At 64.7% G+C, this 12,645-nt stretch carries 8 protein-coding genes; 5 read left to right on the top strand and 3 right to left on the bottom strand.

From position 1 onward, the window contains the following. Positions 1 to 46: 46 nt before the first annotated feature. The 4 genes from JKP78_RS20875 to JKP78_RS20860 all read left to right on the top strand — a co-directional run bounded on the left by JKP78_RS20875 (position 47) and on the right by JKP78_RS20860 (position 4,242). Positions 47 to 970, top strand: a complete 924-nt coding sequence (locus tag JKP78_RS20875) for a LysR family transcriptional regulator (protein ID WP_170031319.1) — start codon at positions 47 to 49, stop codon at positions 968 to 970. 13 nt (positions 971 to 983) lie between these two features. Then, a complete protein-coding gene (locus JKP78_RS20870; RefSeq protein WP_200627476.1) occupies positions 984 to 1,796 on the top strand; it encodes an alpha/beta fold hydrolase in 813 nt (270 codons plus the stop codon). Next, complete coding sequence (locus JKP78_RS20865) at positions 1,790 to 2,347, top strand: peptidylprolyl isomerase (RefSeq protein WP_170031323.1); 558 nt, start codon at positions 1,790 to 1,792, stop codon at positions 2,345 to 2,347. The genes JKP78_RS20870 and JKP78_RS20865 overlap by 7 nt, the downstream gene beginning before the upstream one ends. A gap of 62 nt (positions 2,348 to 2,409) precedes the next feature. Beyond that, the gene (locus JKP78_RS20860) at positions 2,410 to 4,242 is read left to right on the top strand and encodes an ABC transporter ATP-binding protein (RefSeq protein ID WP_200627474.1); all 1,833 of its coding nucleotides are present in this window, start codon (positions 2,410 to 2,412) and stop codon (positions 4,240 to 4,242) included. A gap of 202 nt (positions 4,243 to 4,444) precedes the next feature. Here JKP78_RS20860 and JKP78_RS20855 read toward each other — a convergent pair whose 3' ends face one another. Then, positions 4,445 to 5,572: a GNAT family N-acetyltransferase gene (locus JKP78_RS20855; RefSeq protein WP_200627932.1), complete on the bottom strand. Its 1,128-nt coding sequence runs from the start codon at positions 5,570 to 5,572 to the stop codon at positions 4,445 to 4,447. 262 nt (positions 5,573 to 5,834) lie between these two features. Here JKP78_RS20855 and JKP78_RS20850 point away from each other — a divergent pair, with 262 nt between their 5' ends. Beyond that, positions 5,835 to 7,079 carry a putative porin gene (locus tag JKP78_RS20850; RefSeq protein WP_170031327.1) on the top strand — a complete coding sequence of 415 codons (1,245 nt, stop codon included), beginning with the start codon at positions 5,835 to 5,837 and terminating at the stop codon, positions 7,077 to 7,079. A 199-nt stretch (positions 7,080 to 7,278) separates the two neighbouring features. On the opposite strand, the gene JKP78_RS20845 is transcribed toward JKP78_RS20850, so the two are convergent. Together JKP78_RS20845 and hrpA are read right to left on the bottom strand one after the other, a co-directional pair. Continuing rightward, the gene (locus tag JKP78_RS20845; protein WP_200627472.1) at positions 7,279 to 8,400 is read right to left on the bottom strand and encodes a beta-ketoacyl-ACP synthase III; all 1,122 of its coding nucleotides are present in this window, start codon (positions 8,398 to 8,400) and stop codon (positions 7,279 to 7,281) included. Positions 8,401 to 8,586: 186 nt separating this feature from the next. Beyond that, positions 8,587 to 12,492, bottom strand: coding sequence for an ATP-dependent RNA helicase HrpA (hrpA, locus tag JKP78_RS20840; RefSeq protein WP_200627470.1), 3,906 nt, complete (start codon positions 12,490 to 12,492; stop codon positions 8,587 to 8,589). Positions 12,493 to 12,645: the final 153 nt, after the last annotated feature.

Genomic DNA, 12,645 nt, shown 5'->3' with positions numbered 1-12,645 from the left:
GCCGCTCTCCTTGAAAGAGCGCAGCTTAGGACAACAGGAGCGAAACATGAAAGCGCCGCGCGTAACCCTTGACCAGTGGCGAACCCTGCAGGCAGTGGTCGATCACGGCGGGTTTGCCCAGGCCGCCGAGGCACTGCACCGCTCACAGTCGTCGGTCAGCTACACCGTGGCGCGCATGCAGGAGCAACTGGGCGTGCCGCTGCTGCGTATCGATGGCCGCAAGGCCGTGCTCACCGAGGCCGGCAATGTGCTGCTGCGCCGCTCGCGCCACCTGGTCAAGCAGGCCAGCCAGCTCGAAGACCTCGCCCACCACATGGAACAGGGCTGGGAGGCCGAGGTGCGCCTGGTGGTCGATGCCGCCTACCCCAGCGCCCGCCTTGTGCGCGCCCTGGCCGCGTTCATGCCGCAGAGCCGTGGCTGCCGGGTGCGCCTGCGTGAAGAAGTACTGTCTGGGGTGGAGGAAGTGATGCACGAAGGCATCGCCGACCTGGCCATCAGCAGCTACAGCATCGGCGGCTACCTGGGTGCCGAACTGAGCGCAGTAGAGTTCGTCGCCGTCGCCCACCCGGAACACAGCCTGCACCGCCTGGGCCGCGAACTCACCTTCCAGGACCTGGAAAGCCAGTTGCAGGTGGTGATCCGCGACTCCGGCCGCGCCCAGCCGCGCGACGTCGGCTGGCTCGGTGCCGAGCAGCGCTGGACGGTCGGCAGCCTGGGTACCGCCGCGACCTTCGTCAGCAGCGGCCTGGGCTTTGCCTGGCTGCCCCGGCACATGATCGAGCGCGAGCTGCGCGAAGGCGTGCTCAAGCCGTTGCCATTGGACCAGGGTGGCAGCCGCCACCCACTGTTCTACCTTTATTCCAGCAAAGAGAAGACCCTGGGCCCGGCGACGCAGATTCTCATCGACCTGCTGCGCAATTTCGACACCGCGCCACTGGACGTGCCCTTCGCAGCCCCCGCACAAGCCTGAGAGGACCGCGCCCATGGCCTATTTCGAACACGAAGGATGCGCACTGCATTACGAAGTCTATGGCCAGGGCCAACCGCTGGTGCTGTTGCATGGCCTGGGCTCCAGCTGCCAGGACTGGGAGATGCAGGTGCCGGCGCTCAGCCGCCACTACCAGGTCATCCTGATGGACATTCGCGGCCATGGTCGCTCCGACAAGCCCCGCGACGGCTACCAGATCGCCACCTTCAGTGCCGACCTGCTGGCCCTGCTCGAACACCTGGATACCGGCCCGGTGCACTTCGTCGGCCTGTCCATGGGCGGCATGGTCGGCTTCCAGTTCGCCGTGGACCATCCGCAATGGCTGCGCAGCCTGTGCATCGTCAACAGCGCCCCCGAGGTCAAGCGCCGCACCCGCAGTGACTGGGCCTGGTGGTTGAAGCGCTGGGGCCTGGCGCGCCTGCTCAGTGTCGAAACCGTCGGCAAGGGCCTGGCCGAACGGCTGTTCCCCAAGCCCGAGCAGGCCGGCCTGCGCCAGGAAATGGCCCAGCGCTGGGCACGCAACGACAAACGCGCCTACCTCAAGAGCTTCGACGCCATCGTCGACTGGGGCGTGCAGGAACGCATCGGGCAGATTCACTGTCCTACCCTGGTAATCGCCGCCGACCACGATTACACGCCGATAAAACTGAAACAACGCTATGTCGCCTTGATGCCCCACGCCAGGCTGGTGGTCATCGAGGATTCCCGGCACGCTACGCCCCTCGACCAACCCGAGGTCTTCAACCAGACCCTGCTGCAATTCCTTGCAGCCGCTTCCACCTCTCAAGGATCTTTGAGCCCATGCTGAAAAAACTTCTGCTCACCGCCTGCTCGGTCGCCTTTGCCACCAGCGTCATGGCCTCCGACAAGACCCCGCACGTTGTGCTGGACACCAGCTTCGGTCAGGTGGAAATCGAGCTGAATGCCGAGAAGGCGCCGATCAGTACCAAGAACTTCCTCAGCTATGTCGACAGCGGCTTCTACAACAACACCATCTTCCACCGCGTGATCCCCGGCTTCATGGTCCAGGGCGGCGGGTTCACCGAGCAGATGGTGCAGAAACCCACCAAGGACCCGATCAGGAACGAAGCCAGCAACGGCCTGCAGAACACCCGCGGCACCTTGTCGATGGCGCGCACCTCGGACCCGAATTCGGCCACCAGCCAGTTCTTCATCAACGTAGCCGACAACGACTTCCTCAACCCGGGCCGTGACGCCGGTTATGCCGTGTTCGGCAAGGTGACCAAGGGCATGGAAGTGGTCGACCAGATCGTCAACTCGCCGACCACCATCAAGAAAGGCATGCGCGATGTACCGGCCGACCCGGTGTACATCAAGTCGGCCAAACGCATCGACTGACCACAGGCTTCACAGGGACGTGAAACCGCCTGGGGTCGGATGGAACAGGAGTGTCGTCACCCATGCTGTACCGCCGTTTCGAGCAACTGATCGACATTTTCCGCGACGCGCCGAGCGAAGCGCCCCCCAGCCGGGTATGGCCGTTCTACCTGTATTACCTGCGCCAGGTCTGGCCGAGCTTCCTGGCCCTGCTGGTGGTCGGCCTGTTCGCCTCGCTGATCGAGGTGGCGATGTTCAGCTACCTCAGCCGCATCATCGACCTGGCCCAGGGCACGCCCAACGCCAACTTCTTCAGTGAGCACAGTGGCGAGCTGATCTGGATGCTGGTGGTCATCCTGCTGCTGCGGCCGTTGTTCTTCGGCCTGCACGACCTGCTGGTGCACCAGACCATCACCCCCGGCATGACCAGCCTGATCCGCTGGCAGAACCACACCTACGTGCTCAAGCAGAGCCTGAACTTCTTCCAGAGCGACTTCGCCGGGCGTATCGCCCAGCGCATCATGCAGACCGGCAACTCGCTGCGTGACTCCGCCGTGCAGGCGGTGGATGCACTGTGGCATGTGCTGATCTACGCCATCACCTCGCTGGTGCTGTTCGCCGAGGCCGACTGGCGCCTGATGCTGCCCCTGCTGCTGTGGATCGTCGGCTATATCGCCGCGCTGTTCTACTTCGTGCCCAGGGTGAAGGAACGCTCGGTGATTTCCTCCGACGCGCGCTCCAAGCTGATGGGCCGTATCGTCGATGGCTACACCAACATCGCCACCCTCAAGCTGTTCGCCCACACCGACTACGAGCAGCAATACGCCCGTGAAGCGATCAGCGAACAGACCGAGAAAACCCAGCTGGCGGCGCGCGTGGTCACCAGCATGGACGTGGTCATCACCACCCTCAACGGCCTGCTGGTGGTCACCACCACAGGCCTGGCCCTGTGGTTGTGGAGCCAGTCGCTGATCACGGTCGGCGCCATCGCCCTGGCCACCGGCCTGGTGATCCGCATCGTCAACATGTCGGGCTGGATCATGTGGGTGGTCAACGGCATCTTCGAGAACATCGGCATGGTCCAGGACGGCCTGCAGACCATCGCCCAGCCGGTCACCGTCACTGACCCGCCCAACGCGCCGGCGCTGAAGGTCAGCCGCGGCGCGGTACGCTTCGATGACGTGGATTTCCACTATGGCCAGGCGGCCAACGTGATCGAAGGGCTGAACCTGGACATTCGCCCAGGCGAGAAGATCGGCCTGATCGGCCCGTCCGGGGCCGGCAAGTCGACCCTGGTCAACCTGCTGCTGCGGCTGTACGACGTGCAGGGCGGGCGCATCCTCATCGACGGCCAGGACATCGCCCAGGTCAGCCAGGCCAGCCTGCGCGCGCAGATTGGCATGATCACCCAGGACACCTCGCTGCTGCACCGCTCGATTCGCGACAACCTGCTGTACGGCCGCCCGGGTGCCAGCGAGGCCGAGCTGCTCGAAGCGGTGCGCCGGGCGCGGGCTGACGAGTTCATTCCGCAGCTGTCGGATGCACTGGGCCGCACCGGCTTCGATGCCCACGTGGGCGAGCGCGGGGTCAAGCTGTCGGGCGGGCAGCGCCAGCGCATCGCCATTGCCCGGGTGCTGTTGAAGAATGCACCGATCCTGATCATGGACGAAGCGACCTCGGCACTGGACTCGGAAGTCGAGGCCGCCATCCAGGAAAGCCTGGAGACGCTGATGCAGGGCAAGACGGTGATCGCCATTGCCCACCGGCTGTCGACCATCGCGCGGATGGACCGGCTGGTGGTGCTGGACAAGGGGCGGATCGTCGAGAGTGGCAGCCACAGTGAACTGCTCGAGCAGCAAGGGCTGTATGCCCGCTTGTGGCATCACCAGACCGGGGGCTTTGTCGGGGTCGACTGATCTGGGCCACAACGCGCCCTGTAGGAGCGGCCTTGTGTCGCGATCGGGCCGCAAAGCGGCCCCGGCAATTCTGTTGCGAAGCTGAAAACTGGGGCTGCTGCGCAGCCCTTTCGCGACACAAGGCCGCTCCTACAGGGCGCGTTGTGGCCCGATCGCGACACAAGGCCGCTCCTACAGCATTTGCGCCAGCCTTGCGCCAGGATCAGTCCCGGCGATAGGGCAGCATCCCCCGGGCCTCCTCGGCATAGGCCCGCACCCCTTCCCGCTCCTGCGCCAGGAAATCTTCCACCGCTCGGCGCAGCCCCGGGTGCAGCAGGTAGTGCCACGACCGCGTCAGCACCGGCTCGAACCCGCGTATCAGCTTGTGTTCGCCCTGTGCCCCGGCATCGAAGCGCTGCAGGCCCTCGGCAATGGCAAAGTCCATGCCCTGGTAGAAACAGGTCTCGAAATGCAGCCGGTCGAACTCGTCCAGGCAGCCCCAGTAACGCCCGAACAGGCTGTCGCCGCCCACCAGGCTCAAGGCCATCGCCACGTCCCGCCCAGCTTGCCGCGCCATCACCACGCGCAGTGCCTCGGGCATGCGCTCGGCCAGCAAGCTGAAGAACTCGCGCGTCAGGTAAGGCGCTCGCCGGCGCACCGCGTAGGTGTTGGCGTAGCAGCGGTAGACGAAGTCCCACTGCGCCTGGTCCAGCTCCGCGCCGTGGTACCAGCGAAAATCGATGCCCTGCCCGGCTACCTGCTCACGCTCCTTGCGCATCTGCTTGCGCTTGCGTGAGCTGAGGCTGTCGAGGAAGTCCTGGAAGTCACGGTAGCCATGATTGCGCCAGTGGAACTGGCAACCCAGCCGCTCCATCCAGCCCGGCACCCCGGCCATCTGCGCATCCAGCTGCGGGTCGGTGAAGTTGATGTGTGCCCCGGACAACCCGCCCTTGCCCAGGTACTCCGGCAACGCCTGCAGCACCAGCAAGGCGTCGGCAGGGTCGGCGGCCAGCAGGCGCGGGCCGCTGACCGGGCTGAACGGCACGGCACCGAGCAGCTTGGGGTAGTAGGCAATGCCGGCCCGCTCACAGGCATCGGCCCAACCATGGTCGAACACATACTCGCCAAACGAATGCCACTTGCGGTACGCCGGCAGCAGCGCCCGCACCTGCCCGTCACGCTCCAGCACCAGGTGCTCGGCGGCCCAGCCGGTGTTGCGCGCGACGCTGCCGCTGTCCTCCATGGCACTGAGGAACGCATGGCGCAGGAACGGTTGGCCGGGCGGCACCAAGGCATCCCAGGTAGCCGCCGGCAGGTCACGCAGATGAGCAAGGCTGTACAGGCTGGTCACGGTTTCGACTCGCTGTTTCAAGGTACCCAGTATCCCCAAGGACGGCCCGCCACTCAATTCACCAAGGCCGTGGCGATCCTTTTATTCTCAATTACTTAACCGCAGTGCCACTAATTCGACATTAATCTGTCATTCGCCCCCGCAATACTTGCGCCTGTTTTCCGGAACCCCAGAACCTGTCTATTCAGGCCCTTTCCGAAGACATGCCAATACAGGGGTGGGCGCCTGAGCCTCCCCCATCTTATTCAACAGGGAGAACCTTATGCGTCTTGTTTCTACACTTACCGGAGTGAGCCTCACCGGCATGATGCTGGCTCTGAGTACTCCGGCCAGTGCAGCTGTCGACGCCAAGCTGCTCGAAATGCTCCGCGCCAATGGCTCGATCAACCAGGCGCAGTACAACGAACTGCAGGCAGACCTGGCTCAGGAAACCAAGGAAAAGGCCGCTCAGAAAGCTCAGTCCGACCGGATGAGCTCCTTTGAACAGAAAGTGGCATGGGCCGCCAAGACCCAGGTCAAGGGTGACTTGCGCCTGCGTTACGAAGACGTCAACGTCGACGACCCGAACAGCAGCAGCGGCAACCAGGACCGCCAGCGCGTGCGTGCGCGTGTCGGCTTCTACAGTGAAATCAACCCGCAGGTGGACGCGGGCATCCGTATCGCCACCGGCAGCAGCGCCGACCGCCGCTCGACCAACCAGAGCTTCGACAACTACTTCGACAAGAAGTCGCTGTGGGTCGACCAGGCCTACCTCGACTGGCACCCGACCGCCGTCCCCAACCTGCACCTGATTGGCGGCAAGATGGCCCAGCCGTGGGTGAGCATGGGCGACATCATCTGGGACAGCGACATCAACCCGGAAGGCGTGGCCGCTACCTACAAGACCGACCTGGGCGGCGCCGAAGTGTTCGCCAGCGCCGGCCAGTACACGCTCAAGGACAACGTCGATGGCGACGGTGTGCAGTACAAGCATGACGCACAGGTCTATCACGGCCAGCTGGGCGCCAAGTTCGCCCCGGCAGACGCGCTCAAGCTGACCGTAGGTGCCAGTATCTATGGCTACGACAACGACAAGGAAGCCACCATCCTGCAGTCGTTCGGCAACACCACCAACGAGTTCAACCTGGTGGAAGGCTTTGGCCAGCTGGACTTCACCGGCTTTGCCATCCCGCTGTCGGCTTACGGCCAGTATGTGAAGAACACCGAGAGCACCGATGGCGAAGACCAGGCCTGGCTGGCCGGCCTGAAAACCAAGGTTGGTGCCTGGAGCCTGGACTACAACTACCGCGACGTACAGCGTAACGCCGTGGTCAGCCTGTTCACCGACTCGGACTTTGGCAACGGCTTTACCGGTTCGCGCGGGCACAAGTTCAAGGTCGGCTATGAAATCGACAAGAACTTCTCGCTGGGCGCTGCCTACCTGATGGCCAAGACCGACCTGTCGCAGTTGCCCAACAGCGATGCCGATGTCGATACCCTGCAGGTCGACCTGGAAGCCAAGTTCTAAGCACCACCACTTGCGCTTCACCTGAAGCGGGAAATGCCGACCCCATCCGGCGTTTCCCGCTTTTTTTTGCCTGCCAGACATGCGCCGGCCTCTTCGCGGGTAAACCCGCTCCCACAGGTACCGTGCAGTGCTCAAAAGCTGTGCCGAACCTGTGGGAGCGGGTTCACCCGCGAAAAGGCCAGAACGGGCGCCCGGTGAATCAGCGCTTGCGCAGGATCACGCTGCCAATCGAATACCCCGCGCCGAACGAACTCAACACCCCCAGCGAGCCCTTGGCCAGGTCGTCCTGGTACAGGTGGAAGGCAATCACCGAGCCCGCCGAGCTGGTGTTGGCATAACGGTCGAGAATCACCGGTGCATCTTCCTCGGCCACTTCACGCCCCAGCAGTTTCTTGACGATCAGCTGGTTCATGCTGAGGTTGGCCTGGTGCAGCCAGAAACGCTTCACATCGCTCGGCTGCAGCCCGTTTTCCTGCAGGTGCTCACCGATCAGCTCGGCCACCTTGGGGCACACTTCGCGGAACACCTTGCGGCCTTCCTGGATGAACAGTTTGTCCGCTGCACCTTCGCCTTCTTCCGCCGCGCGGTTGAGGAAGCCGAAGTTGTTGCGGATGTTGTTGGAGAACTCGGTCCACAGCTTGCTGCTGACTATCTCGAACTGGTGCGCCGAGGTCGCCTTGTCGGCACGCTCGAGCAGTACCGCGGTAGCGGCATCGCCAAAAATGAAGTGGCTGTCGCGGTCACGGAAGTTCAGGTGCCCGGTGCACACCTCCGGGTTGACCATCAGCACCGCACGGGCCTGGCCCAGGGCCACGCTGTTGGCAGCGGTCTGGATGCCGAAGGTGGCCGATGAGCAGGCCACGTTCATGTCGAAGGCAAAACCCTGGATGCCCAGTGCCTGTTGCACTTCGATGGCGATCGCCGGGTATGGCCGCTGCAGGTTGGAGCAGGCGACGATCACTCCGTCGACGTCGGCCGCGCTGCGGCCGGCACGTTCCAGCGCCTGGCGGGCAGCGGCCACGGCCATTTCGCAAAGTACCGACGGCTCGTCGTTGGAGCGCTCTGGCAGGCGTGGCTTCATGCGCTGCGGGTCGAGGATGCCGGCCTTGTCCATGACGAAGCGGCTCTTGATGCCCGAAGCCTTTTCGATGAAGGCGGCGTCGGACAATGGCGCGGCTTCGATCTCGCCGCGCTCGATGGCCGTGGCGTTGTCCTGGTTGAACTGCTGCGCCCAGGTGTTGAAGGAGGCTACCAGTTCTTCGTTGGAGATGCTCTGGGCCGGGGTGTACAGGCCGGTGCCGCTGATCACGACGTTATGCACGGTCGTTCCTCTGGTCAAAGGCCATCGCCACGGGGCGCTGGCTGGAATATGGCAAGTTAATGGCACTTTAGTGCCAACTCAAAGGCAAAGCTGCTCCCCCGTGCGCTGCGCCTGTGGGAGCGGGCTCGCCCGCGAAGGGTCGCAACGCGACCCAAATTGCCTTAATAGTGCCACAAACAGGGAAGTTTAGCCCTCCACCTGGCTCCACTGTTTACTCAAACGTTTGTCAGAAATCGGCACCTTGGTCCCCAACTGCTGGGCAAACAGCGATACCCGATATTCTTCCAGCCACCAGCGGTAGAGGGTCAGCTGCTCATCGCGCTTGCCTTCCTGGGCATGCTTGTCGGCACGCGCCTTGTACTGCGCCCACAGGTTGCCCAGCTCGGCGCTCCACACCCGGTCCTTCTGTACCTGTGCGCCGAGCTTCTCCAGGCGCAGCTCCACCGCCTTGAGGTAGCGTGGCAGTTCCTTGAACCAGGCACCGGGGGTTTCGCGCACGAAGCCCGGGTACACCAGGTTGCCCAGCTGCTGCTTGATGTCGTTCAGCGCCACCGCCTGGCTCAGGTCGATCTTGCCCTTGAAACGCTTCTGCAAGCCGTGCCACAGCTTCAGCACTTCCAGAGTTTGCCGGGCCAGGCGCTCGGCATGTTCGGCCCAGCTGCCGCGCTTGCGCTCCGCCAGCCCGGCCAATGCGGCACCGTCGCGCGGCAGCGCTTGTTCGCCGTCGAGGATGCAGCTGTCCAGGCTGGCCAGCAGAATATCCTCGACCAATGCCTCGACGCGACCCATATCGCGGTACAGCAGGCCCAGTTCGGTCAGCCCCGGCAGCTTGCCACGCAAATACTTGGCCGGCTCGGCCAACTGCTGCAGCAACAGGCGTTGCAAGGCGCGGCGGTGCTGGAACTCGGCTTCGGCCTGGGTCGAGAAACGCCCTTCGCGCACGCTGCCGTTATCTTCCACCAACGCCGGGTATACGGTCATCGACAGGCCAGCGATGTTCTGCTGGGCGGTCTGCTTCACTTCGCTGAAGGCCTTGGCCTGCACCGGCTGTTCGCTGCTGGCGTCGCGCGGCACGGCCAGCGCAGCCTGGCTGGCGGCGGCAAAGCGTGCGGTCAGCTCGGCCAGGTCGCGGCCTTCGCCAAGGAACTTGCCCTGCCCATCGACCACCTCGATGTTCATGCGCAAATGGCCTTCGACCAGGTTGACCGACTCGTCCCAGGCCTGGTCGGGCACCCGCGCACCGGTCATGCGCAGCAGCTCCTGGCCCAGGGCCTGCGGCAGCGCCCCGTGGCCGAAGGCCATGCGCGCCAGCGAGGCCTTGACGAAGTCCGGCACCGGCACGAAGTTCTTGCGCAGGGCCTTGGGCAGGTTGCGCACCAGCGCCACGCACTTGGCTTCCAGCAGGCCCGGCACCAGCCACTCCAGGCGCTCGCCCGGCAGGCTCGGCAGCAGCGGTGCCGGCACCCGCACGGTCACGCCATCGCGGGGATGGCCGGGCTCGAAGTGGTAGCTCAGCGGCAGGCGCAGGTCACCCAGCTGCAGGCTGTCGGGATATTGCGCGGCGGTCACTTCACTGGCCTCGCGGGCCAGCACGTCTTCCTCGCGCATGATCAGCAGGTTGGCGTCCTTCTGGCTGCCCATGCGGTACCAGCTGTCGAAGGTCGCGGTCTGGTGGATTTCCGCTGGCAGGCGCGCTTCGTAGAAGGCGTACAGGGTTTCTTCGTCGGCGAGGATGTCGCGGCGGCGCGCCTTGGCCTCCAGTTCGTCGAGCTGTTCGAGCAGGCGCTTGTTGGCCGCCAGGCACTTGGCCCGCGACTGGATTTCGCCGCCGACCAGGCCTTCGCGGATGAACAGCTCGCGCGAGGTGACCGGGTCGATCGGGCCGAAATGCACCGGCCGGCGGCCGACCAGGATCAGGCCGTACAGGGTGATCTGCTCGTAGGCCACCACCTGCCCGCGCTTCTTCTCCCAGTGCGGTTCGAAGTGGTTCTTCTTGACCAGGTGGCCGGCCAGCGGCTCGATCCAGTCCGGTTCGATCTTGGCCACCATGCGCGCGTACAGCTTGGTGGTCTCGACCAGTTCGGCAGCCATCACCCACTGCGGGCGCTTGCGCCCCAGGCCAGAGGACGGATGCACCCAGAAGCGCCGCTGACGGGCCCCCTGGTAATCGCCCTCTTCGGTCTTCTGGCCGATCTGGCTGAGCAGCCCGCTGAGAATGGCCTTGTGCATCTTCGGGTAGTCGGACGGCTCCTTGTTCACCGTCAACTGCAGGTCGCGGCAGATCAGCGCCAGCTGGCGATGGGCGTCGCGCCACTCGCGCAGGCGCAGGTAATTGAGGAAGTTCTTGCGGCACCAGTTGCGCAGCGGGTTGGCGGTCAGCGCCTGGCGCTGCTCTTCGAAACCGCGCCAGAGGTTGACCAGCGCCGCGAAATCGGAGTCGACGTCCTTCCATTGCGCGTGCGCCTGGTCGGCGGCCTGCTGGCGCTCCGGCGGGCGTTCGCGCGGGTCCTGCACCGACAGCGCACTGGTGACGATCAGCACTTCCTGCAGGCTGCCCAGGCGCGCGCCTTCGAGCAGCATACGGCCCAGCCGCGGGTCGATTGGCAGGCGCGCCAACTGGCGGCCGATCGGGGTCAGCTGGTTTTCGCGGTTGACCGCCGACAGCTCCTGCAGCAGGTTGAAACCATCGCTGATGGCCTTGCCATCCGGCGGCTCGATGAACGGGAAGGCATCGATCGCGCCGAGGCGCAGGTGGAGCATCTGCAGGATCACCGCCGCCAGGTTGGTGCGCAGGATCTCCGGGTCGGTGAACGCCGGCCGGCTGTTGAAATCCTCTTCGCTGTACAGGCGCACGCAGATGCCCGGCTCGACCCGCCCGCAGCGGCCTTTACGCTGGTTGGCACTGGCCTGCGACACGGCCTCGATGGGCAGGCGCTGGACCTTGGCGCGGTAGCTGTAGCGGCTGATACGGGCAGTGCCGGTGTCGATCACGTAACGGATGCCCGGCACGGTCAGCGAGGTTTCCGCGACGTTGGTGGCCAGCACCACGCGGCGCCCGCTGTGCGGCTGGAAGATGCGCTGCTGTTCGGCCGGCGACAGTCGCGCGTACAGCGGCAGGATCTCGGTGTGGCGCAGTTGCGCCTTGCGCAGGATCTCGGCGGCATCGCGAATTTCCCGCTCGCCCGGCAGGAAGATCAGCACATCGCCCGGCCCCTTGCCGACGCTGCGCTCGTGCTGCGCCAGCTCGTCCAGAGTGGCGAGGATGGCCTGGTCGACGGTGAGGTCGTCCTCGATCTGGTTGCCTTCTTCGTCCTGCTCGCTGGTCAGCGGGCGGTACCAGGTTTCCACCGGGAAGGTGCGCCCGGATACTTCGATGATCGGCGCACCGTCGAAGTGTTGGGAGAAACGCTCCAGGTCGATGGTCGCCGAGGTGATGATCAGCTTCAGGTCGGGGCGTCGGTGCAGCAGGGTCTTCAGGTAGCCGAGCAGGAAATCGATGTTCAGGCTGCGTTCGTGGGCTTCGTCGACGATGATCGTGTCGTAGCGTTCGAGAAAGCGGTCGTGCTGGGTTTCGGCCAGCAGGATACCGTCGGTCATCAGCTTGACCAGGGTGTTGGCGTCGCTCTGGTCCTCGAAGCGCACCTGGTAGCCGACCAGCCCGCCCAGCGGCGTGCCCAGCTCTTCGGCGACCCGCGCCGCCACACTGCGCGCGGCGATGCGGCGTGGCTGGGTGTGGGCGATCATGCCATGGCTGCCTCGGCCGAGTTCCAGGCAGATCTTCGGCAACTGGGTGGTCTTGCCCGAACCGGTTTCGCCGGCGATCACCAGCACCTGGTGTTCGGCCAGGGCCTTCTTGATTTCGTCACGCTTGGCGGCGATCGGCAGGTTGTCGTCGTAGCGCACGGTGGGCACGCTCTGCTGGCGCGCGGTGACCTGGGCGCAGGAGGCCTGGACCTTGTCCACCCACTGCGCCAGCTTCGCCTCATCGGGGCGCTTGCGCAGGTCGTGCAATTGCCGGCGCAGGCGATGGCGGTCGGCGATCATGGCGTGGTCGAGGTTTTGCAGCAGTTTGTCGATGGCGTGGTCAGTCATGGGGCTTTTTAGTGATGCAGGTGAGCCTGCTTTTTCATGATCGGCATTCGAAAGATGCGCGATTGTCGCAGATTTGCGCCTGCTTTGCTGTCCAGGCTGGCGCTGTCCCCTGTAGGAGCGGCCTTGCGTCGCGATGGGGTGCGCAGCAGCCCC

Source organism: Pseudomonas sp. LAM2023 (assembly GCF_016620375.1).
Classification (GTDB): Bacteria; Pseudomonadota; Gammaproteobacteria; order Pseudomonadales; family Pseudomonadaceae; genus Aquipseudomonas; species Aquipseudomonas anuradhapurensis.
Note: the sequence above shows the minus strand (reverse complement) of the source record. Positions and strands in the feature narration are given on the sequence as shown.